Below are 22574 nucleotides of genomic sequence, written 5' to 3' on the forward strand. Positions count from 1 at the left end.
ATGTCCGACACGATCCTCATCACCGGGGCTTCGTCGGGTCTCGGGTTGCTGGCGGCGCGCGAATTGGCGCGCCAGGGCCGCGATCTGGTGCTGGGCTGCCGCAACGAGGCCAAGGCCGCGCAGGCCGCCGACAGCATCCGCGCGGCCGCGCCGGACGCGCGGGTCGAGGTCGCGATCATGGACACCTCGTCGATCCGCTCGGTGCACGAGGCCGCGGCCCGCATCGCCGACTCGGCGGCCACCCCGCTGGCGGGCATCGTCTGCAACGCGGGCATCCAGATCGTGGACGGCGTGCAGAGCTCCGCCGACGGTTACGAGATGACCTTCGCCACCAACCATCTCGGCCACTTCCACCTGGTCGAGCAGTTGCGCGGCGCGCTCACCCCGCAGGCCCGCATCATCGCCGTGGCCAGCGAGGTGCACCAGGGCCCCGCCAAGTCCTTCGGCTTCCCCGCGCCCCGCTGGGACGACCCGGCGCGGCTGGCCGACCCGGCGACGCAGCCGTCCGGGTCCGGCGGGCGCGGCGGCCGGATCCGTTACGCCACTTCGAAACTGGCCAACATCTACTACATCTACGAACTCGCCCGCCGCCTCGCCGGCAGCGGCGTGACCGCCAACGCGTTCGACCCGGGCCTGATGCCGGAGACCGGCCTGGCCCGCGACTACCCGTCCGTCGTGCGGCAGGGCTACCAGGTGCTGACGCCCTTGCTGACCAAACTGCCGGGCGCGGCCACGGCGGCGCGGTCGGCGGCGGACCTGGCCTGGCTGGCGACCTCCCCGGACGTGGCGGGAGTGAGCGGCAAGTACTACTCGGGGCGCCGGGAGCACGCCAGCTCGCGCGAGTCCTACGACACCGCTCGCGCCGCCGAGCTGTGGCAGGTGTCCGAGCAATTGGTCCGCAAGGCCCTCGGCTGAGGCATCCGGAGAGCGAATGAGACCGCGCACCGCGGCGACGACCGACAGGTCGCGCTGGTACTGGCGATTCGACGCCGCCGCCCGGGCGCGGCGGCGGGTGGTGTGCTTCCCGCACGCCGGTGGCTCGGCGGGGTACTACCGCGCCTGGGCCCACCACGTCGCCGCGGACACCGAGCTGCTGCTCGTGCAGTACCCGGGGCGGCAGGAACGCTTCCGCGAGCCGTGCGCGGGCCCGGCCGACCTCGGCCGGGCCGTCGCGGCCGAGTTGCGGGCGCGCCCGCCGCTGCCGACGGTGCTGTTCGGGCACAGCATGGGCGCGTCGGTCGCCTTCGAGACCGCGTGGGAGTCGCAGCGCTGTGACCGCGCGGTGCGGCTGCTGATCGTGTCGGCCGCGCAGGCGCCGGCCCGGCGGCGCGCGTACGGCGTCGACGACCTCGACGACGCGCAGCTGCTGGCGCGACTGAGCGGGCTGCCCGCACACGACCGGCAGCTGCTCGAATCCTCGCCCGCCGGAAAGCTTTTCGTGTCGATCCTGCGCGCCGACCTGCGCGCGCTGGACGACTACCGGCCCGCCGAACCCCGGACCGTCGACGCCGGGATCGTCTGTTTCGCCGGTGCGGCGGACCCGGATTTCGGGGTGGCGGACGCCGACGGCTGGCAGGCGCACACCACCGCGACGGTGCGCACCCGAGAGTTCCCGGGCGGCCATTTCTACCTGTCGGAGCAGACCGCCGCCGTCGTGGGCGCGGTCGAGAACAGTCTGCGCGAGTCGGCCGGGGCGCCGGACGGAGGAGGACATCGTGGCGAATAACGGTGCGGGCGAGAGGAAGTCGCGGGCTCGGACGGTGCTCGCGGTGACGTTCGCGGTGCTGCTCGCCGCGCTCGCCGTCGAATTCCTGGTGCCCGACGCGCGGCTGGCGGGCGGGGCGTCGGATCCGTCCGCGGATTCCGCGCGCGTCGCCCGCGAGATCGAACAGATCGCGCCGCAGGCGGATCCGAACCTGTTCGTGCTCGTGTCGTCGCCCGCGGGCATCACCGACGCCCGGGTCGCCGCGGCCGGGCGGGCGCTGACCGAGCGGCTCGGGCAGATCGACGGCGTCACCGGCGTCAACTCCGCGTGGTCGGTGCCCCTGGCCGCGCTGCGCTCGACCGACCAGAAGTCGGGGCTGGTGATCGCGCACATCGAGGGCGACGAGGGCGCCCAGGACCGCGTCCTCGCCGACCTGCGCTCGCGCCTGCCCGCCGCCGACGCCGACATCGACGTGCGTCTCGGCGGCCCGGTCGCGGTGCGGGCCGAGGTGCAGTCGACGATCAAGAGCGACCTGCTGAAGGCCGAATTTATCGCTCTCCCTTTGATGTTCGTGGTGCTGCTGGTGGTGTTCGGCGGGCTCGCCGCGGCGCTGCTGCCGATCGCGGTGGGCGTGTTCTCCATCGTGTCCACCAACGCGCTGCTGAAGATCCTGAGCCAGGTCGCCGACGTGTCGGTGTTCTCGCAGAACCTCACCACCGCGGTGGGCCTGGGCCTGGCCGTCGACTACGCCCTGCTCATGGTGCGGCGCTTCCGCGAGGAATCGGCCGCGCACGGCGACGTCGCCGCCGCCACCCGGGCCACCGTCGCCTCCGCCGGGCGCACCGTACTGTTCTCCGCCGCGACGATCACCGCCGTGCTGGCGGTGCTGCTGATGTTCCCGATGTACTTCCTGCGCTCGTTCGCCTACGCCGGGATCATCGTCGTCGCCATCTCCACACTGGCGGTCCTGATCTGCCTGCCCGCGGCCTTCGACCTGCTCGGCGGCCGCCTCGCCGCGACCCGGACGGCGGCCCCGCGCCGCGAACGCGGGTACTGGGCGGCCTGGACCCGGCGGGTGCTGCGGCACCCGCGGCTGCTGACCGTCGGCACCACCGCGGTCCTGATCTGCCTCGCCCTGCCGTTCGGCTCGGTCGCCTACGGCACCGTCGACGACCGGCAGCTGCCGCCCGGCGCCGACATCCGGACCACGCACGACATGCTGCGCACCGACTTCGAGGCCGGCGCGCTGCCCATCGCCAACCTGGTCGTCCCCGCGCACGCCGATCCGGCCGACATCGCCGCGCTCGCACAGGAGGTGGCGCGGGTCGACGGCGTGGCCGCGGTGTCGCCGCCGCCGCTGCTCGCCGACCCCCGCACGGCCGTGCTGCCCACACCGGCCACGCTGCTGGTGACCGCGAAGAAGGGCGTCGAACCGACCTCCACCCGCGGACAGGACCTGGTCGGGGAGGCGCAGCGCCTCGCCCGCGCCCACGATGTCCTGGTCGGCGGCGAGATCGCGACCCTGCTCGACACCAAGGCGGCGATCGGGCGGATCGCGCCGCTCGCGGTCGCGCTGGTCGTGCTCGTCGCGCTGATCGCGGTCTTCCTGCTCACCGGCAGCGTCGTGCTGGCCGCGGTGTCCGTCCTCGTCAACGGCCTGAGCCTGACCGCGACGCTCGGCGCGATCGTCTGGATATTCCAGGACGGCCACCTGTCGGGCCTGCTGGGCTTCACCCCGACCGGCGCCATCGACTCCACCCTGCCCATCCTCGTCATCTGCATCGCCTTCGGATTGTCCATGGACTACGGCGTTTTCGTGCTGGCGCGGCTGACCGAGGAGCGCAACGCCGGTGTGCCGCACCAGGAGGCGATCGTCAACGCGATCCAGCGCACCGGCGGCATCATCACCTCCGCGGCGATCATCCTGACCATCGTGCTCGCCGCGATCGGCACCTCGCAGGTCGCGGCGACCAAGATGATCGGCATCGGCGTCGCCCTCGCGGCCCTGGTGGACGCCAGCATCGTCCGATTGGTGCTGGTCCCGGCGAGTCTCGCGACGCTGGGCTCCGCGACCTGGTGGTCGCCGCGCGCGCTGCGCCGGCTGGCCGACCGATTCTCCTTCGAAGAACGCGCGGCGGCGGACCCGCCCGCACCCGCACCCACCGCCGAGCCCGCGGGGGAACTCGGCCGCTGACCGGAACACAGTGCAGTACAACGACAAAGGGGAACACCATGGCCAAGACCTTCGCCGACGAGTACACCTTCCCCCAGCCGATCGCGCCGATCCACGCGGCGCTGTTCAGCCGGACCCACTGGGAGCAGCGGCTGGCCCGAGCCGGTGAGCAGCGCTCGGTCCTGACCGGATTCACCGCCGTGCCGGGCACGACGACGGTCGCCGCGTCCACCGAGATCGCCAGCGCCCTGCTGCCGCGCGGCGCCGCCCGCAGCGGCGACATCACCTTCGACTTCGAGGAGGAGTGGCACGACCTGGTCGGCGACACCGCGCTCGGGGCGATGCGCGCGACCATCACCCTGGCGCGCATGCGGCTGGACGCCACGTTCCGGTTGCGGGCGCGCGGTGCGCGGGAGACCGTCATGTCCTTCGAGGGCACGGTGAAATCGAAGCTGCCGGTCTTCGGCAAGGCGGTCGAGGACGGCGTGTGCGAGCAGATCATCGACGGCTTCACCCGCAACTGCGACTTCCTGAAGGAATGGGTCGGGCAGCACGCCGAACAGGTGTGACCGGCGGGCCCGCGTTGTGGCATGTACCCGGCGCGGGTGCGCGTTCGTGACGACACCTCCCAGACGTGCGGGCGCGGCCTTGTCGGCCCGCGCGGACGGGACTTAGCCTCGGCACCAGTCGGTTCCGGCAGGGAGGCGTCGCATGAAGGTCGGTAGGCGGTGCCGCACTCGGCGTCTCGCCGCGCTGCTCGCCGCGGTGTCGGTCTGCGCGACCGGGCCGGTGGCCGCCGAACCTGCGCCCGACGCGCCGCTGCCGTTGCGCGCGTCGGCCGCCGCCCGGCCCGCGGACGACGGGTCCCGGCTGGTCGGTGTGACGCAGGGGCCGGGGCGGGTGCTGGACCTGACCGTCCACTCCGCGGCCATGAACCGCGACCTGGCCGTGGAAGTCCTTCCCGCCGTGGACGATTCGCGCCCCGCGCCGACCCTGTATCTGCTCAACGGCGTCGACGGCGGCACCGACACCGGCGACTGGCGCGACGGCAGCAACTGGCTGACCAAGACCGACGTCGCCGACTTCTTCGCCGACAAGCAGGTCACCGTGGTGATCCCGATCGGCGGCGCGGGCAGCTTCTTCGCCGACTGGCGCGCCGACGATCCCGTGCACGGACGGCAGCGCTGGACCACGTTCCTGACCCGCGAACTGCCCGCGGTGATCGACTCGGCCTTCCTCGGCACGGGCGCCAACGCCATCGCGGGCCTGTCCATGGCGAGCATCTCGGTCTTCCAGCTGGCGATGGCCGCGCCGGGACTGTTCCGCGCGGTCGGCTCCTACAGCGGATGCGCGCGCACCAGCGACCCGATGGGGCAGGCCATGGTCGACGCCATCGTCACCGCCCGCCGGGGCAACACCCTCAACATGTGGGGGCCGCCGACCGACCCCGCCTGGGCCGCCAACGACCCGTACCTGCACGCCGACCGGCTTCGCGGCACCGCGCTCTACGTGGCCAGCGGCAACGGCCTGCCCGGCCCGCTGGACACCCTCGACGGGCCCGGGGTGAACGCGAATCCCGTGAAGCTCGTCGACCAGCTCGTGGTCGGCGGCCTGCTCGACGCGGTGGCGGGCCGGTGCACGCTGCAACTGCGGGACAGGTTGCGCGAGTTGGATATTCCCGCGACCTTCGACCTGCGGCCCAACGGCACCCACTCCTGGGGCTACTGGCAGCAGGATCTGCACAACTCCTGGCCGCTGCTGAGCGCGGCGCTGACGCCGTGACCGCTACCGCACCGTCCCGTCCACCATGCGCAGCGTCCGCGCCGCCGGCCAGGTCCGCGACCACGGCTCGCCGGGAAAACGGCAGTGCCACACCGTGACTCCGCGATCGACGCTCGGGAAGCCGAGGCGGTCGTCGAGCCGCGCGACGGCCGACACCTGACCGAACCGCGTCCGCAGCGCGTCCTCGGGCCCGTCCACGCCGACGTAGAGCACCGTCGCCGCCGTGTCCGGCGGCGGGCCGAAATAGCCGTAGCCGCGGTTCGGGCTGTACACCCGCGGCAGCTCCGGATCGCCGAAATGCTCCAATGCCGCTGCCTGCCAATAGTTCTGCGTCACGAGCACCGCGTCGCGCCGCTGCTCGGGAGGTAAGGCGCGGAAGGCCGCCTCGACCGTCGCCGTCAGGCGGTCCCACCCGCTCGACCCGAACAGCTTGCTGCGCCGGTCGATCTGCGAGTAACTGTCGGTCGGGGTGTGCAGCCGGGACGCGGGCAGCGGCAGCGCCACCACGACGGCGACACTGATCGCGGTCGCCAGCGCGAGCAGCGCGAGGCCGAGAACGCGGACGCGCCGGGACAATTCGCGCTCGGTCAGGTACACCGCACCGGCGGCGAACAGCCCGGGAAACGCACCGGCGACGAAGTAGGGCCGCAGCGCGCCGCCGACGACACCGACGAGCCCGAGGGCCACCATCGGGATCACGAACCGGTAGGGCCGCAGGCGTTCCCAGCGCAGGCCCGCCCACATGCCCGCCAGCAGCAGCAGTCCCAGCGGACCGGTCACCTGCACGATCTGACTCGGCATCCCGGCCACGCCGCTGGACGCCACCTGCTCCTCCCGCACCACCTGCCCCATCGCCAGTTGCGGCCAGCCGTGGGCGTGCTGCCACAGCAGGTTCGGTATCGCCGTGACGACCGGCAGCGCCGTCGCCGCCCACCATGCCCGCCGCCGCAGCATCTCGTGCGGGCCGGCGACGGCCACCCCGAACGCCAGGCCCGCCCAGACGATCGGGATGAGCCATTTCACCTGGAAGTCCACGGCCGCAAGCACTCCGGCGACGATCAGCAGGCGATCGGCGCGGGTGCGCACCCAGCGGATCCACAGCCACGTGATGCCCGCGGTCAGGGTCACGTCGACGGCGAAGGTGCTCAGCATGGCCGACTGCATCACGGCCATCGGCGTGGTCGCGTACGCGGCCGCGGCCAGCACCTGCGCCCGGCGGCCGCCGCCGAACTCCCGCGCCAGCGCGGCACTGCACACGATCGCCGCCACGGTCAGCAGCACCGCCGGAAGACGCAGCGCCACTGCCGAGTTCGGCGCCAGCAGGTCCGCCGCGGCCGCCAGCAGCGGCACGACCGGGCCCTGATCGGCGTAGCCGAACGACGGGTGGTGCCCGGCGGCGAGGAAATACAGCTCGTCGCCGCCGAGTCCGTAGCGGCCCAGGCGGGCGGTGAACACGGCGGCGGCGACGACCGCGACCGCGCCGACCTCGCGCCACGCGAACGGCGGCACGGGCGCGGCGCGCACGACTCGGGCGTCGCGGACGTCGGAGCCGACGATCACGACCGCGCTCCGGCCCGTGCGACGGCGGCAGTATCCGGCATGTGGTGTCCTCCCGACTGGCGGGCGCGCGCGGAGTCCGCCGGAGTCACGGGTGTGAGTCTCCGGCGCACGCGGCGACCGATCGGCCTCGCGTACCGGAACGCCGCCTCACCGGCGTGCGCGCGATGCCGAATAGTGAAGTGATAGAGCGGTTTTCACCGCTCTCGTCGGGGACGATGGTAATGCCGCCGGGGCGCGCGGTTCGCGGTGCGAGCGGAAAACCGGCCACCACACAACCGGCTGTGAACTCACCTGTGAACGTGCACCACGCCTGCCCGCGGTTTCGAATCCGGCAGGGTTCCGGTCACATGCCGCCCGCGTGCGGCAGTTCCCCCGTGGGCCACCGGGCGTAGGTGTGCTGCGGGGTGATCGTGATGACGTCGGTGATCCGGATCAGCTCCTCGGGGATCGTGCCGCAGTCGAAATGATCGGCGCTCGGCACGAGGACGGCCTCGGCGCGCAGACCGGCGACCGCGCGCGCCAACTGACCCAGCGGGTCGTCGGTGCGGTGGCTGAACGCGATCGTCTTGCAGAGGTTGTAGCCCAGCCTGCGGGCCAGGCTGCGGATCTGCGCCTCGTCCCATTGCTGGCGCTGGCGCGAGATGTCGGTGCGTAGATATCCGAGTGCCAGAAACGTCATGTCTCAGTCCGTCCTCGAGAGGGCCGCACGTCGCGATGGTGGCAGGTATGGCGAATATCGGAACTTGTCAGCATCTTTCGGGCAATCCGAGCGTAACCGTGGTTGACCGTTCCCGGCAACCACTCCACCCCGCCGCGAATGTCGGCTTGTCCTATCATGTTTGCTGGAAGCCGGATCGCGTTCACCCCGTAAACGGTTCACTTCGCCAGACACGCCGACCCCTATCCGGCGTGTCGAGAGCGGCACACCGGTCATTGTGTCCGCCTACCGCAATCTCACCGCGAACGGCGTGTCGAGACCGGCACGGTGTTTCGGGCGTGATGTCGTCGAGGCGGTGGCGCGGCCGGGCCGGAGCCGGTGCGTCCGTCGGCGCCGAGGAGCAGGCCCGCACAAGACCCGCCGGGGACGCGGCCCGCCGTGACAGCGGCGGGCGCACAAGGCATGATTCGATCATCTGCGGAAGGGAGAACGTGGAACCTGCACCGTCGGTCCCCGCACCGGCCTCGGGCCCGGAGTCCCTGATCGAGCGCGCCTACATCGACGCCGTCGAACAGGTCGACGACACCGACGAAACCCGCTCGCGCGTCCTGGATTCGGCGTACGAGCAGTTCTGCCGGATGGGCATCCAGCGTTCCACCATGGAGGACGTGGCCCGTCGCGCCGAGGTCTCCCGGATCACCGTCTACCGCCGCTTCGCCACCAAGGACGCCCTCGCCGAGCAGGTCATCCTGCGAGAGTTCCGCCGCTACTTCGACCGGTTCCTGCTCGACATCGCCCAGGCCCGGACCGCGGCCGACCGGGTGGTGGTCGGCTTCGTCAGTTCGCTGCGGACCATTCGCGGCAACCCGCTCATCGGCGGCCTGCTCGCCGCCGAACCGGACCTGTTGGTCGGGTCGCTGATCGGTGACCAGGGCCGCACGGTCGCCGCCGTCCGGCAGTTCGTCGCCGGACAACTGCGCAGCGAGCAGCGGGCGGGCCACGTCTCCGACCGGGTGGACGCCGACCTCGTCGCCGAGTTGATGGTCCGGGTCTCCGCGTCGTTCCTGGCCATCCCCAGCGACCTCGTCGACCTGGACGACGACGCGCAGCTGGCCGCCCTGGCCCGGCAGTTCCTGGTGCCGATGCTCGAACCCCGGGAGCCCTGAGTCACTGCCCCGGGGCCACCGCCCGGATGAGCAGGGCGGCCCGCAGCGTGCACAGGTCGGCCAGCTGGTTCGGGTCGTAGCCGGTGAGCTGGTGGATGCGCCGGAGGCGATGGTCGACGGTGTTGGCGTGGATGTCGAGTTCGCGCGCGGTGCGGGTCCGGTTGAGCTCGTTGCGTACGTGCCGGGCGAGCGTGTCGATCAGCTCCGGTTGCGGAGCCAGCGGATCCAGCACGGTGGCCAGGCGGTCGCGGGCCAGGCTCGGCCGCGTCACCTGGTACTCGACCACCAGATCCCGGAACCGGTGCAGGCCGGGCGCGCGACCGGCGGCGCCGGCCAGGTCGAGCAGTTCGTGCGCCTGGGTGTGCGCGGCGGTGATGTGCGCGCGGTCGGCGGGGACGACGGTCGCCAGCACCTCGACATCCGCTGCGGCGCAAGCACTCTCGACCAGCCCGTCCAGCTCCTCGTCGGCGACGGCGGATTCCGGGATCAGCAGCGTCGCGCCGGCGTCGCCGACCATCGACAGGATCGCCGTCGTCCCGCGCCGGCGCAATTCGGCCGAGAACCGCGACCAGGCGCCGGCGGCGAAGCGCGGCGGGGGAGCCGAGAAGCGCGCGGCCACCACGTGATACGCGTCGCCGACGGGCAGCCCGGCCAGGCGGCTGGCGGCCTGCTCGCCGTCGCCGCGCAGCAGCGCCACCGCGAGCGCCTGCTCGGCCTCGGCGGTGACCTCGGTGCGTGCGCGCAGCTCGCGCCGGAACGCGTGATAGGTCGCCGACGACATCCGGTGCACCGCTTGCAGAGTCGTGTGCAGGTGCGCGGCGGGCAGGTCCGTGCCGCCCGCGGCGGCGACCACGCGGTCGATGGCCGTCCGGGCGCCCTCCCACAGCGCGCTGTCGACCGTCCCGAACGGCACTCCCGCGAGTGCCCAGCGCCGCGCGGCGTCGTCGAAGTGCCGCAGCGTGCCGTCGGGCTCCTCGCCCCGCAGACAGCGCAGGGTGAACTCGTGGGCGAGGCGGGCCACCTCGGTGTCGGTGCCGGGCCGTTCCTGGTGCCGGTGCATGGCGGTCAGACCAGCGACTTGCCCTGCGCCCGGCGCAGGCGCATGTCGTGCAGGTAGCGCTCGAACGGGTGCAGCCGCCAGCGCTCCGGGAGCGCGGCGCAGAGCAGTCCGAGGCCGCGCATGACCAGCTCGAAGGCCCGCTGCCGCCGCGCATTCCAGGGCAGGCCGAGCTGATCGCGGAACGGCTGGGGCAGGTAGCCCGTGGTGAAGAAGCGGTTCACGCGCCGGAACAGCAAGCGCTCGTAGCGGCGGTACGGCCCCAGATCGATGACCTGGTCGAGCAGATAGGCGCGCACCTCGGCGTCGAGCGACAGCCGGGGCAGCATCGAGTTCCAGTACTCGTCGAACGCGGTCCGGTCGCGCGGCCACAGCTCCGGCCGCATCTGCAAGGTTGTGCCGAAACGCGCCGCGTCGCGGTACAACTCGTCGGCGGTCTGCTCGTCGATCCCGCCGTAGAGAAAGGTGAGCGAATCGACCGTGCCGCGGTAGAGACAGGCCGCCACCCACAGTTGCAGCCGCGGGTCGAAGGCGTTGTACCGCACCGCGCTGCCCGGGCGCGAGCGAACCTGCCGGTGCGAGGTGTCGACGGCCGCGCGGTAGGCGGCGCGATCGTCGTCGGTGCCGAGCACGGCCACCGCTAAGTAAGTCAGTGTTGTCCGACCGCGCTTGCGCGGGTGCAGCGTGAAGCGGCCGCTGTCGACCGTGCTCTCCACGACGCCGCGCCCGACGGGCGGCAGGCTCAGTTGCATCACCACATTGGCCGGACCGCCGAGCAACGCGGCGGGTCCCGCCAGGTAACGGCGGCGGCGTGCCAGCTCGTCGGCGGTGGTCTCCGGCGGGGTGGGCAGGACGGGGAAGGTCATGGCGCTCCGGCGGTCGGTGCGGGAAGTTGCCCATTAAGTTAATCAGAATTCTCGCCGGGATGTATGCTTCGGGAGGACGCGGCGGGCCCGCTCGGCACGGTCCGCGGCGCGGATTTCCTCGGAGGTGGGATGTGAGCAGCAGGCCGTCGGCACTGGTCGCGCCGGTGCGGACGCTGACCGATTCGCTCGCGGCGCTGGGGGTGTTGCGCCGGCGCGGGATGATCGATCCGCGCCGCCCGCTGGACACCCTCGCGACACTGCGCGACGCGGGCGTCTACGGGCCGTTCGTCACGGTGCTGCGGCACGCGGTGCGGCGGCACGCGGCGGTGACCGCGATCGTCGACGAGCGCGGCGGCCTCACCTTCGCCGAGCTGGACGCGCGCTCCAACGCGCTCGCCCGCGGCCTGCGCGCGGCGGGCCTGGGCCCGGGCAGCACCGTCGCGACGCTGTGCCGCGACCACCGCGGGATGGTGCTCGCCCTGCTGGCGGCCGGAAAGCTCGGCGCCCGAGTGGTTTTGATGAACACCGGCTTCGCCGGGCCGCAGCTCGCGACCGTCGCCGAGCGCGAAGGAGTCGGCGCGCTCCTGCTCGACAGCGAGTTCGCGCGCCTGCTCGACGCCCTGCCGGCCACGCTGCCGCGCATTCTCACCTGGGTGGACGAGGCGGACGAGGTGCCGCCCGGCACCCCGACCGTGGACACGCTGATCGCGGCCCATCCGGGTGACCCGGTCGCCGCGCCGCCGCGGCCCGGCGGCACCGTCATCCTTACCAGCGGGACCACCGGCACGCCGAAAGGCGCTCCGCGCGACAAGGTCTCGCCGCTGCAATCGGCCCAGTTCCTCGACCGGGTGCCGCTGCCGCGCGCGGACACCATCGTGATGGCGGCGCCGATCTTCCACGGCACCGGCCTGTCCCAGTTCACGCTGGGCTGGGCGCTGGGCAACACGGTGGTCTTCCGGCAGCGCCGCTTCGATCCGCGGCGCACGCTGGCCGCCGTCGCGGAGTATCGGGCGGCGACGCTGGTTCTGGTGCCGACCATGTTGCAGCGCATCGTCGATCTCGGCGACGACGTGCTGTCCGAGTACGACACGTCCACGCTGCGGGTGATCTTCGCCGCCGGGTCGTCGATCTCACCGGATCTGGCCCGCCGGACCGACGCCGCGTTCGGTCCCGTGCTGTACAACCTCTACGCCTCCACCGAGGTCGCCGTCGCGGCGGTCGCCACGCCGGAGGATCTGCGCGCGGCGCCCGGCACGGTGGGTCGCCCGCCGGTCGGCTGCCGGGTCGCGCTCTACGACGAGCGGCGCCGCCGGATCACCGAGCCCGGCCGCACGGGCACGATCTTCGTCTCCAGCGGGCTCAGCTTCACCGGCTACACCGACGGCCGGCGGAAGGAGATCGTGGACGGCCTGCTGTGCAGCGGCGACCTGGGCCACTTCGACGCCGACGGGCGGCTGTTCATCGACGGCCGCGACGACGACATGATCGTCTCCGGCGGCGAGAACGTCTATCCCCTCGAGGTCGAGAACCTGCTCGCCGAGCGCCCCGACGTCGCCGAGGCCGCCGTCGTCGGCGTCGACGACCGCGACTTCGGAAAACGATTGCGCGCCTACGTCGTCCGGCACCACGACGCCGCCTGCGACGAGCAGGACATCAAGGACTACGTCAAGTCCCGGCTCGCCCGGCACAAGGTACCCCGGGACGTGATCTTCCTGGCGGAGCTACCCCGCAACGCCACCGGCAAGCTCCTGCGGCGCGAACTGGAGCGAGCCGACCTCGACTGAGGGCAGCGGGTAGTGCCGGTACAGCGCCGTCGAGGTAATGCCGAGCCGGGCGGCGATGTCGTCCATGCTGACGCCGTTCCGTCCTCGGCTCGAGAGGGCGGTCCGTTCTCCGTCAGGACTGCGGCGGGGCGGTCAGCGGTGTGTTGATCTTGTTGACCAGCCAGCGGTCGCCGTCCTTCTCCAGCCGCATCACCATCGACAGCTGGCCCGGCTCGGGCTTGCCCTGGGTGCCGGTGCTGGTGATGGTCTGGCCGATCACCACGATGGCCTCGGCGGAGGTCCGGTCGCCGGTGCGCAGGGCGCACTGCACGTCGGTCGACTTCGACACCACCTCGCCCTTGGCCAGTACGTCGCTGAGATCCTTGCTGCTGGACTCGAATTGCTTCTTCCAGTCGCCGGTCGCCCCGGCGAGCACATTGCGCACGTACTGGTCGAGGTGCTTGGCGTCGTAGGTGGCGACCACGGGCGCGTAGGCACAGGCGGCCTGGCGCGCGTCCTCGTGTGCGTCCAGCACGGCCCGATGATCCTTGTCCTGCAAGTAGAACAACACACTGGAACCGATCGCCGCGCCGAGGACCACCGCGGCGGCCGTCGCGATCACCCGCGGGGCGAAGCGGTGTGTGCGCAACGCCGCCAAGCGCGAAAGCCGTGTGCCGCGTGCGCCTTCGGGCTCCGGCGCGGTATCGGTAGCCGACTCGTCGGACTCGCCGTCACCTGGCGGAGCGTCCGCTACTTTGTCAACATCCTTGTCGCTCATGGGTTTTCGCTCCTTGGTCAGTTCTCGGGGACAGGTCGGGACAGTTCGTCGCCGGAGACGCCGGGCGGTGCCGCGGCTCCGTTGTCCGGCACGGCGGGACGCGGCGCGTTGGCCGAACCACGCACCTGGAGTGCGGGATTGTTGGTGACGCAGTAGTTGTACAGCCGCACCCGGGTGTCGGGCACCGCCTCGGAGGCGTTCACCGGGATGGTGTCGTACTCGCAGGTCGGCCGCGGCCAGAAGTCGGCCAGGGTGTGGTAGGCGCCGTCGTGGGCGGGCACGCCGAGCGCCTGCACGCCTTGCCGCAGCGCGGGGAACAGCGCCTCGATCGCGGGCTGGCGCAGCTTCGCGGCCTTGGTGATGGCGACGAAGTTGGTGACCAGATCGGTCATCGGGTCCTGATTCTCCGACACGACGCCGCCGAGCGTGGCGAGCTGGCCGGGACCCTGGTCGAGAAACGCGCGCAACTCCTGGTCGGCGGCGGTGGCCTGCTGGAACAGCGTGCTGCCCGCGGCGGTCACGGTGCTCAGGTCCGGCTGCGCGTGCGAGGTGGTCTCGGCGATCACCTCCAGGTTCTCGATCAGCTGCCGGGTCTGGGGCAGCAGATCGGTGAGCCCCGCCATGGCCCGGCTGATGCCGGACACCATGTTGCGCAACCGATCCGGGCCGCCCGCCAGCGCCTTGTCGAGTTCGTCGATGATGACGTTGAGCCGGTCGGGATTCATGCCGCCGATGAAACCGCTCAGGTCGGTCAGCACGTTCTGCATGGGCACCGGGACGCTGGTGGCCGCCCGCTGCACGGTCGAACCATCGGCGAGATAGGGGCCGGTGTCGGAATCGGGACGGAAATCCAGGTACTGCTCGCCCGCCGCCGACAACCGGCCGACGTGCACGGTGCCGCCGACCGGGATCCGCGCGTCGTCCTCGATCTCGGCCACCGCGGCGATGCCGTCGCCCGACACCCGCACATCGACGACCTCACCCACCCGGGTGCCGCGGAAGGTGACGTCGTTGCCCGGCAGCAGGCCGCCGGAGACCGGCAGCTCGACCGTCACGGTCAGCACGTGCGGAATCGGGTTGAACCGCAACACATACCGCGACAGATAGCCCGCGCCGACGACCAGGACGAGCACCAGCCCGAGATTGGCCAGGGCGACGCGGCGCGCCACCACCCAGTGCCACAGGGGGATGTTCATCGGTCGCCGCCTGCCCGGGGCTCGGCGGGCTGCTCGCCGCCGGGCGGGGCCTGTTCGGCCGCCCCGGGCACGCCCGGAACGGCGGAGGTCGTGCCCGGCACCGGGTGCGGCGGGCTGATCACGCGGCCGAACACCTTCTCGAACACCTGGGCCAGGCTGCCGGCGAAGTCGGTCACGTCGCCGGTCTCCCACCAGCGGCTGCCGTGCGGGTCGGTGAGCGCGCCGACGCTGAGGTAGGACACCGTGGCCATGATGGCCAGCCCCGGCCCGCGCAGGCTGTTCATCACGCCCGGATACATCTCGTGCAGGTGGTCCAGCGCCTGGGTGAGGTTGTCGCCCATGTCGGTGAACCCGCTCATCAGCTTCTGGATGCTGTCGAACAGGCTGAGGAACTGCGGGCTGGTGGTGTCGGTGAAGTCGCCCAGCGCGGCCATCGTCGTCGCCACCTTGGTGGTCAGGTCGACGATGCGCTGATTGTTGTCGTCGACCAGCCCCAGCAGCTGCGGGAAGGTGTCCGCCGCGGCCCCGAGTTCGGTTCTGCGCCTGGCCAATTCGCCCGAGAGCGTATTCAGGCCCACCAGAGTGGCGTCGATGTCGCCGGTCCGCTGGTTGAGCGCGTCGATCACCTCGGTCATCTCGGTCAGCAGGTGGGCCAGCTGCGGGCCGCGACCGGCGAACATCGAATCCATCTGCGAGGTGATCTGCGCCGCCTGGTTGATGCCGCCGCCGTTGATGAGCATCGAGATCGACATCATCAGCTGCTCGACCGACGCGGCGGTGCCGGTGTGCTCGACGTCGATGGTGTCGCCCCCGCGCAGCGGCGTCCCGGCCTGCTGGGCGGTGGGCAGGGTGAGCGCCACGAACATGTCGCCGAGCGGAGTGCCCTGCCGCAGTTCGGCGGTCGTGCCGCGCGGCAGCGTGATGTCCTCGTGGATCAGCATCTCCACGTCGGCGATGAAGTTGGTGGTCTCGATCCGGGTGACGGTGCCGATGTCGGTGCCGCCGATGCGCACGTGCGCGTTGCCCGGCAGGTTGAGCGCGTCGCGGAAGGCGGCGTGGATGCGGTAACCGGGATCGTTCACCCCCGGTTTGGGCATGGGCAGGTTGTCGACAGTGACGGCGCAACCGCCGGAACCGCCGACGGCGGCGGCGGTGAGCAGCACGGCGAGCGTTCTGCGAGCGGGCTTCATCATCGTCCGGTTATCCCCAGTAGTGCGGCGGTGAGCCCGAAGTCCGGGCCGAGATCGGCGACCTTTCCGGTGCGGCAGCCGTCGGGCCGCCGCATGACGCGTTCGCAGAACGTGGACAGCGCCTCGCCGTCGAGCACCGACTTGTCCAGCAGGCCGTGCAGGCGCAGCGCCTGGTGCTCGAAGCTGGTGGCGTTGGCCAGGTTCTGGAACATCAGCGGGAAGACGTCGACGATCTCGGTCAGATTGCGGGCGTTGGCGCGCATCTGAGTGCTGATCTCGACGAACCGGTTCAGCGCGCCCGCCAGCTGGTCCTTGTTCTGCCCCACCACGGTCGCGGTGTTGGTGACGAAGTCGTTGAGCTGGGTGAGCACGGCCTGCAACCCGGGCGCCTGCTCGCCCATCAGGCTCACCAGCTCGGTCAGCCGGCCGCTGAAATCCCGCACCGTCTGGTCGTTCTGGGCGATCACCTGCGTGATGTCGTTGAGTTTCACGATGGTGTTGGAGATCTGGTCCTTGTTGGCGAAGGTCGTCTCGAATGCCGCCGACAGCGCGTCGAGGGTTTCGCGCAGCCGGTCGCCGTTGCCGTCGAGCAGCGGGAACAACACCCGGCTGGCCATCGGGCCGGTGTCGCTGTCGCCCTGCAGCGAGGCGCCGAGCTGATCGAAGGTCGCCAGGATGCGGTCCAGCTCCACCGGAGTCCTGGTGCGCGGCAACGGAATATGGGTGCGGTCGGTCATGACCGGCCCGGTGCCGTCGTAGGCCGGCGCCAGTTCGATGTGCCGGTTGGTGATCAGCTGCGGGTTCACCAGCGCGGCCATGGCGTCGGCCGGGATCCGCACGTCCTTGTCGAGCAGCATCGTCACCTGCACGTAACTGCCCTTGGCCGTGATGGATTCGACCTGGCCCACCGGAACGCCGAGCACGTCGACCTCGTTGCCCTCGTACAGGCCCGCGACGTTCTCGAAATCCGCACTGACGCGCAGGTGTTCGTTCAGATACCGGTCCGGCAGCGCGCCGAGCGAGCCGGGCAGCAGCGAGCAGCTCGACCCGATCGTGGCGGCCGCGCAGACCGCCGCCAGCTTGGCCAGCGTGTGACGCCTCATCACTTGCACCCCTCGACGACGTGGGCGAAACAGATCCAGTTGTCCGGGAACAGCCCCCACGGCACGTACACCTCGCCGTAGGGCCCGTTGCCGAGCACGTTGTTGAACTGCCGCAACGTCACCGGCATGATCTCGTAGAGCCGATCGAGGTTCTCCTTGTTCTTGGTCAGGCCCTCGGACATGGTGTTCAGGTCGGTGATCATCGGGCCGAGCTGCCCGTTGTTCTCCAAACCCATGTCCTGCAACAGTTTCGACAGCGCGGCCACGTTGTCGAGCAGCTGCCGCAGCAACTCCTGCCGCTTCTGCACCGCGGTGCCGATGGCCTCGCCGCGGGTCAGCAGCATCAGCACGCTGTTCTGGTTGTCCGACACCAGTTGCGACACCTGGTCCATGCTCTTCAACAGCAGGTCGACCTCGTCGCGGCGGTCGTTGATCACCTTCGCCAGGGCGCCCACCGAATCGAGCGCCTGCACCGCCAGCTGCGGCGAATCGCCCATCTGTCGGTCCATGGTGTCCAGAGCGGCGCGCAGCTTCTGCGGGTCGATGCGCTCGACCCGTTCGAAGGACTGCTTGTACTGCGGGTCTTGGATGACCTTGCTCAGGTTGTACGGAACATCGGTGCGGTCCAACGGGATTCGGTTGCCGGGCAGGCCCTTGCCGTTGCCGGGCACCAGATCGATGTGCATGCGGCCGAGGATCGTCGACATCTTGATCGACGCCCGGGCATCAGGGCCCAGCCGCAGATCCCGGCGGACCTTCAGGTCCAGCACCACCTTGGCGCCCTCCAGCCGCACGCCGCGCACGGTGCCGACCTCGATGCCGGACACGTCCACGGTCGCACCGGCGCGCACCCCGGCCGCCTGCGCGAATTCGGCGCGAATCGTCTTGTCGCCCAGGCGCGCCTGCGTCAGCACACTGGATCCGACCAGCAGCGCGAGCACCGTCGCGGAGGCGAGCAGGCCCAGCCGCAGATAGCGGTTGCGCAGGAAGCCGGGCAGGCGCGGTCGGGCGCTCATCGGCACACGTCCGTGTGTTCGGAGCCGCCGACCTGGGAGAACAGGCCGGGTGGCAGCAGCACGCCCCACAGCGACACATCCAGGCTGCAGAAGTAGGCGTTGCCGTAGGTGCCGTAGCTCGAGAACTGGGCGACCCGGTTGAGCAGGTCGGGCAGCTCGACCGCGGCCTTGTCCAGCGAGGCCCCGTTGAGCAGCAGCAGCGTGATGCCCGTGGTGGCCTTGTCCTGCGCCTGTGCGATACCGGGTTTCACCCGGCCGATCAGCTCGACCAGCGAGTCGGTGGACGTCGCGACCTGATCGACCGACGACTTCAACGCCTCGCCCTGCGCGTAGAGGCCCTCCACCAGCGAGTGTGCCTGCGTGATCAGGGTTTCCAGCTCGTTGCTGCGATTGGCCATGCCGGAGATCACGGCGCTGAGGTTCCGCACCACGTCGCCGAGGATCCGGTCGCGCTGGCCGAAGGTGGTGGCCAGCTGCGCGGCCTGGGTGATCAAGGTGCTCAGCGACACCTGATTGCCTTGCAGCGCTTGAACAAGCGTCTCCGACAGCGAGTTCACCTGGTCCGGCTGCAGCACCGAGAACAGCGGCTCGAATCCGGACAGCAGCGCCGAGACGTCGAACGACGGCTCGGTGTGCTGCAGCGGGATCTCACCGCCGGGGCCCAGGTGCGTGCCCGGCTCGCTGCCGGGCGCGAGGGCGATGTAGCGCTGCCCGATCAGGTTCTGGTACCGCACCATGGCCTTCGTGGTGGTGGTCAGGTGCTGGTCGTCCTCGATGCGGAAGTCGACGCGGGCCCGGTAGCCGTCGGCGAAGTCGATCTTGTCGACGCGGCCCACCCGGACGCCCGCCATCCGGATGTCGTCGCCGACGCGCAGCCCGAGCACGTCGGAGAAGACGGCCGAATACGACTGCGTCCCACCGGGAACCGAGCGTTGCAGGGTCGAGTAGATGGTGTAGGTCAGCGCGATCGCCACCACGGCGAACAGGCTGAAGCCGATCAGTGCCCTCCCGGATCTCACCGCGTCGCACCGCCTTCCGAGTCGCTGGTGACCGTGAGGTGGCCGCCGGAGAGCACCGGGCCGAGCAGCATCAGCTGCGCCATGTCGGGCCGCCCGCCCACGACCGCGGCCACCGCGGCGGGGCCGCGCAACGCGACCGGTCCGGTGGTTCCTCCCGGGGTGCCGTTTCCAGCCGGGGCGATGGTTCCCGTTGGGGGAGCGGGGTTTCCGTCGGCCGCGGGGGCGGTTAGGCCGGGGATGAACGGCAGGCTCGGCAGGGCGGGTGTCCCCGGCAGGGCGGGCAATCCGGGTGTGGCGGGTGTCCGCGGCAGGGCGGGCAATCCGGGTGTGGCGGGTGTCCCCGGCAGGGCGGGCGACCCGGGTGTGGCGGGTGTCCCCGGCAGGGCGGGCAACCCGAATGTGGCGGGTATCCCCGGTAGGCCGGGCAACCCGGGCAGAGCTGGGGCAGGCGCGGGCGGGGGACCGGCGGCGTCGAGCCAGCGGGGGCGCAGCTGCGGCGGATAGTCCTGCGGGGGAGCGACTTCGGGCACGCTCGGGCCGCCGCAGCGCGGGCCGTAGAGCTCGCCGTAGTGCGGGCAGTCCGCGGCGGTGTACTGCTGGAACGGCGTGAAGGTGGCGTCCATCGCCCACACCATCTGGTTCTTGGGACCCCAGCGGAACACCGTCTTCAGCCGTTGCAGCGCGGTATTGAGGTTGGCGGCGGCGAACGGGATCGCGTCCGGATCCCGGGCCAGGCCGCCGAACAGGTCGTCCAGGCCGCTCACCAGGAACTTGCCCGAGTCGGGGTTGCGGGCGAACAGCGCGTTCACCGAATCCACGGCACCCCCGGCATTCGTCAGCAGCGCCACCAGGTTGCCGCGGCGTTCGGTGAGCGTGCGCGCGGTCGTCACCGAATCCGACAGCACCCCCACGAGTTCGGGCGCGGACCGGCTGAGCGCGGTCGTCGCGCGGCCCAGATCGCCTAGCAGCGAGCCGATTTCGGGAATGTCGTGCACCTGGGTGAGCCAGTTGTCGAGCCGCTCGATGGTGGAGCCGGGCGCCCGCGCGCCGGGGTCGAGCGCCGCGGACAGCGTGGCCAGCACCCGGCCCAGCTTCTCGGGCTGAATGTTGTTCAGCACGTTGCGCAGTACGTTGAGCGTGGTCTGCAACTGAACGGTCGCGGCGGAGGTGTCCTCGGCGATCGTCGCGCCGGAGGTCAGCGTCGCGCGGGCGGGCCCGTTGTCGACCAGTTCGATCGCCGTCACGCCGAACAGGTTGTTGGGGATGACGCGCGCGGTGACGTTTGCCGGAATGGTGCCCGCCACACGGGGTTTCAGCGCGATCTCGGCGCGTTGGCGCTCACCCGCCGCGATCACCTCGACGGCGTCGACGGTGCCCACCACCATGCCGCGGAACTTGACGTCGGCGTGCGCGGGCAGGCCGCCGCCGGTGCTGGTCAGCATGGCCGTCACCGGCACCTTCTCGGTGAAATGCCCGGTGTAGCGCAGCATCAGCAGATACAGCAGCGCCGCGAACGCCAGCAGCATCGCCGCGCCCGCCAGGCCGAGCTGACGGGCGGTGGCGCCTCTGCCACGGGGATCGAGAATCACGAGGGTCACCTATCCCGAGATCCGGAAGCCGGGGTCGATGCCCCAGATAGCAAGCGTGAGAAAGAGATTGGCGAACACCATCACGACGATCACCATCTTGATGGCCTTGCCGGCCGCCGTCCCGACGCCCTCCGGGCCGCCGGTGGCGACGTAGCCGTAATAGCACTGGATGAATGTGGCCAGCAGGGTGAACACCACCACCTTGAGCAGCGAGTAGAACACGTCCGGCCCGAGCAGGAACTGGAAGAAGTAGTGGTCGTAGGTGCCCGCGGTGGTGCCGCCGAGGAACAGCACCGAGATCTTGGTGGCGAGGTAGGCCGCGGCCAGCCCCACGCTGTAGAGCGGGACGATGGTGACGGTGGCGGCGAACATCCGGGTGCTGATCAGGTAGGGCAGCGGCCGGATGGCGATGGACTCCAGCGCGTCGATCTCCTCGGAGATCCGCATCGACCCCAGCTGCGCGGTGCAGCGGCAGCCGGCCTGGATGGCGAAGGCCAGCGTCGCCAGGATCGGGGCGAGTTCGCGGGTGGTGGCGAAGCCGGAGATCGCGCCGGTGAGCGGGCTCATGGTGAGCAGGTTCAGGGCGGTGAACGACTCCATCCCGACGATGATCCCGCCGAAGGTGCACAGCACCAGCACGACGCCGACGGTCCCGCCGCCGACGATCAGCGACCCGTTGCCCCAGCTGACGTCGGCGACCAGCCGCGCCACCTCTTTGCGATAGTGCTTCAGCGCGAAGGGAATCGCCGCCAGCGCCTCGAAGAAGGTGAGGGCCTGATGACCGAGCCGCTGATTGGCGTGCACCGGCACCAGCACGGCGTTGCCGACCGCGCGCAGCGGCCGCGCCGCCGGCGGGGTGTAGGAACTGGCCATCTCACACCACCTTCGCCGGGAACAGCGTGTTGGCCAGCTGGGTCAGAATGATGTTGGTGGCGAACAACATCAGCGCCGAGGTGACCACGGCCGAGTTGACCGAGTCGGCCACGCCGGCGGGGCCGCCGCGGGTGTGCAGCCCGACGTCGCAGGCGATGATCGCGGTCAGCACGCCGAAGATCGCCGCCTTGAGCAGCGCGATGATCAAGTCGTTGGCTACCGCGAAAGAGGCGAACGAGCCGATGAACGAGCCCGGCGTGCCGGACTGGGCGTACACGTTGAACATGTAGGCCGTCGCGAAGCCGACGAAGACGACGAACCCGCACAGCAGCACGCTGACCAGCACCGCGGCCGCCAGCCGCGGGGCGACCAGCCGGCGCACCGGGTCGACGCCCATCACCATCATGGCGTCGATCTCCTCGCGGATCGTGCGCGACCCCAGGTCCGCGGTGATCGCCGAGCCGACCGCGCCGGCGATCATCAGCGCCGAAACCAGCGGCGCCCCTTGGCGAATGATGCCCAGCCCGGCGACCGCGCCGATGAACGTGGTCGCGCCGACCTGATTCACCAGCGCGCCGACCTGGATGGACACCACCACGGCGATCGGGATCGCCACGAAGACCGTCGGCGCCGCGGAGACGTTCGCCATGAAGGCGCACTGCTTGATGAACTCCCGGTAGGGGAAGCGCCGCCGGGCGAGCGCGACGAACAGCTGGACGAACGCGTCGCGGCCCAGCGCCACCTGCCGTCCCAGGGTCTCCAGGGAGCGCTGCGGGTGCCGCTGCCACAGCCCGCCGAGCGTGTCGGTGATCTTGCGCAGCTCACCCTCGTCGTGCACCCGCCAGGGCGGCGCGGGGTGCGGAGGGACGCGGGTCGACGTCGATGTCACCGGTCACAGCCTTTCGAGAGTGTGCTGCAGGAGTACGAGCAGCGCGCCGAGCGCCACGAACCCCGCGATCGTGGCGCTCAGTACCGCGGCCCAGAGTCCGTATCGCAGTACGGGATTCACCTTCGTCCGTCCACCGAGGATCTTGATTCCGATCACCAAGAGGTCGATGAACCACACCAGCGCCATCATGA

The 22574-nt window shown here is 71.0% G+C and carries 21 protein-coding genes and 1 pseudogene; 7 read left to right on the top strand and 15 right to left on the bottom strand.

Annotated features, from left to right (window positions below):
* The 5 genes from IU476_RS00335 to IU476_RS00355 all read left to right on the top strand — a co-directional run bounded on the left by IU476_RS00335 (window position 1) and on the right by IU476_RS00355 (window position 5660).
* Window positions 1–915 carry an SDR family NAD(P)-dependent oxidoreductase gene (locus IU476_RS00335; RefSeq protein WP_195095372.1) on the top strand — a complete coding sequence of 305 codons (915 nt, stop codon included), beginning with the start codon at window positions 1–3 and terminating at the stop codon, window positions 913–915.
* Window positions 916–931: 16 nt separating this feature from the next.
* The gene (locus tag IU476_RS00340) at window positions 932–1726 is read left to right on the top strand and encodes a thioesterase II family protein (RefSeq protein ID WP_195095374.1); all 795 of its coding nucleotides are present in this window, start codon (window positions 932–934) and stop codon (window positions 1724–1726) included.
* A complete protein-coding gene (locus IU476_RS00345) occupies window positions 1716–3899 on the top strand; it encodes an MMPL family transporter (RefSeq protein ID WP_195095375.1) in 2184 nt (727 codons plus the stop codon). Before IU476_RS00340 ends, IU476_RS00345 begins: the two co-directional genes overlap by 11 nt.
* Window positions 3900–3937: 38 nt before the next feature.
* Window positions 3938–4447: a DUF2505 domain-containing protein gene (locus IU476_RS00350; protein WP_195095377.1), complete on the top strand. Its 510-nt coding sequence runs from the start codon at window positions 3938–3940 to the stop codon at window positions 4445–4447.
* Window positions 4448–4589: 142 nt separating this feature from the next.
* Window positions 4590–5660, top strand: a complete 1071-nt coding sequence (locus IU476_RS00355) for an alpha/beta hydrolase (protein WP_195095378.1) — start codon at window positions 4590–4592, stop codon at window positions 5658–5660.
* A 3-nt stretch (window positions 5661–5663) separates the two neighbouring features.
* Here the strand turns inward: IU476_RS00355 and IU476_RS00360 are convergent, their stop codons facing one another.
* Window positions 5664–7220 (bottom strand): glycosyltransferase family 39 protein, encoded by a 1557-nt coding sequence (locus tag IU476_RS00360; RefSeq protein ID WP_195095379.1) that lies wholly within the window; start codon window positions 7218–7220, stop codon window positions 5664–5666.
* Window positions 7221–7563: 343 nt separating this feature from the next.
* Window positions 7564–7899 (bottom strand): hypothetical protein, encoded by a 336-nt coding sequence (locus IU476_RS00365; protein WP_195095380.1) that lies wholly within the window; start codon window positions 7897–7899, stop codon window positions 7564–7566.
* 470 nt (window positions 7900–8369) lie between these two features.
* Between IU476_RS00365 and IU476_RS00370 the strand changes: the two genes are divergently transcribed.
* Window positions 8370–9044, top strand: a complete 675-nt coding sequence (locus IU476_RS00370) for a TetR/AcrR family transcriptional regulator (protein WP_195095381.1) — start codon at window positions 8370–8372, stop codon at window positions 9042–9044.
* A 1-nt stretch (window position 9045) separates the two neighbouring features.
* On the opposite strand, the gene IU476_RS00375 is transcribed toward IU476_RS00370, so the two are convergent.
* Window positions 9046–10104, bottom strand: coding sequence for a PucR family transcriptional regulator (locus IU476_RS00375; RefSeq protein ID WP_195095383.1), 1059 nt, complete (start codon window positions 10102–10104; stop codon window positions 9046–9048).
* Window positions 10105–10109: 5 nt separating this feature from the next.
* On the bottom strand, window positions 10110–10967 hold the full coding sequence (locus tag IU476_RS00380) for an oxygenase MpaB family protein (RefSeq protein ID WP_195095385.1): 858 nt from the start codon (window positions 10965–10967) through the stop codon (window positions 10110–10112).
* 218 nt (window positions 10968–11185) lie between these two features.
* Here IU476_RS00380 and IU476_RS00385 point away from each other — a divergent pair, with 218 nt between their 5' ends.
* On the top strand, window positions 11186–12751 hold the full coding sequence (locus IU476_RS00385) for an acyl-CoA synthetase (protein WP_228823029.1): 1566 nt from the start codon (window positions 11186–11188) through the stop codon (window positions 12749–12751).
* Here IU476_RS00385 and IU476_RS37350 read toward each other — a convergent pair.
* From IU476_RS37350 to IU476_RS00440, 11 genes and pseudogenes are all read right to left on the bottom strand, one after another.
* A pseudogene (locus tag IU476_RS37350) lies at window positions 12689–12835 on the bottom strand (TetR family transcriptional regulator); the annotation flags it as partial. The gene IU476_RS00385 and the pseudogene IU476_RS37350 overlap by 63 nt on opposite strands.
* A gap of 28 nt (window positions 12836–12863) precedes the next feature.
* Window positions 12864–13508 (bottom strand): Rv1363c family protein, encoded by a 645-nt coding sequence (locus IU476_RS00395; RefSeq protein WP_195095389.1) that lies wholly within the window; start codon window positions 13506–13508, stop codon window positions 12864–12866.
* A 17-nt stretch (window positions 13509–13525) separates the two neighbouring features.
* The gene (locus IU476_RS00400) at window positions 13526–14704 is read right to left on the bottom strand and encodes an MCE family protein (RefSeq protein WP_195095390.1); all 1179 of its coding nucleotides are present in this window, start codon (window positions 14702–14704) and stop codon (window positions 13526–13528) included.
* Window positions 14701–15897, bottom strand: coding sequence for an MCE family protein (locus IU476_RS00405; RefSeq protein WP_324193800.1), 1197 nt, complete (start codon window positions 15895–15897; stop codon window positions 14701–14703). The genes IU476_RS00400 and IU476_RS00405 overlap by 4 nt, the downstream gene beginning before the upstream one ends.
* Complete coding sequence (locus IU476_RS00410; protein ID WP_195095391.1) at window positions 15894–16997, bottom strand: MCE family protein; 1104 nt, start codon at window positions 16995–16997, stop codon at window positions 15894–15896. Before IU476_RS00410 ends, IU476_RS00405 begins: the two co-directional genes overlap by 4 nt.
* Entirely contained in the window at window positions 16997–18013 is a 1017-nt protein-coding gene (locus IU476_RS00415) for an MlaD family protein (RefSeq protein ID WP_195095394.1), read from the bottom strand. Before IU476_RS00415 ends, IU476_RS00410 begins: the two co-directional genes overlap by 1 nt.
* On the bottom strand, window positions 18010–19032 hold the full coding sequence (locus IU476_RS00420) for an MlaD family protein (RefSeq protein WP_195095405.1): 1023 nt from the start codon (window positions 19030–19032) through the stop codon (window positions 18010–18012). The genes IU476_RS00415 and IU476_RS00420 overlap by 4 nt, the downstream gene beginning before the upstream one ends.
* Complete coding sequence (locus tag IU476_RS00425) at window positions 19029–20621, bottom strand: MlaD family protein (RefSeq protein ID WP_195095407.1); 1593 nt, start codon at window positions 20619–20621, stop codon at window positions 19029–19031. Before IU476_RS00425 ends, IU476_RS00420 begins: the two co-directional genes overlap by 4 nt.
* Before the next feature lie 9 nt (window positions 20622–20630).
* On the bottom strand, window positions 20631–21494 hold the full coding sequence (locus IU476_RS00430; RefSeq protein ID WP_195095410.1) for an ABC transporter permease: 864 nt from the start codon (window positions 21492–21494) through the stop codon (window positions 20631–20633).
* A gap of 1 nt (window position 21495) precedes the next feature.
* Window positions 21496–22332: an MlaE family ABC transporter permease gene (locus IU476_RS00435; RefSeq protein ID WP_195097293.1), complete on the bottom strand. Its 837-nt coding sequence runs from the start codon at window positions 22330–22332 to the stop codon at window positions 21496–21498.
* A gap of 54 nt (window positions 22333–22386) precedes the next feature.
* Complete coding sequence (locus tag IU476_RS00440; RefSeq protein WP_195095412.1) at window positions 22387–22572, bottom strand: hypothetical protein; 186 nt, start codon at window positions 22570–22572, stop codon at window positions 22387–22389.
* Window positions 22573–22574: the final 2 nt, after the last annotated feature.

The organism is Nocardia blacklockiae (assembly GCF_015477355.1).
GTDB lineage: Bacteria > Actinomycetota > Actinomycetes > Mycobacteriales > Mycobacteriaceae > Nocardia > Nocardia blacklockiae.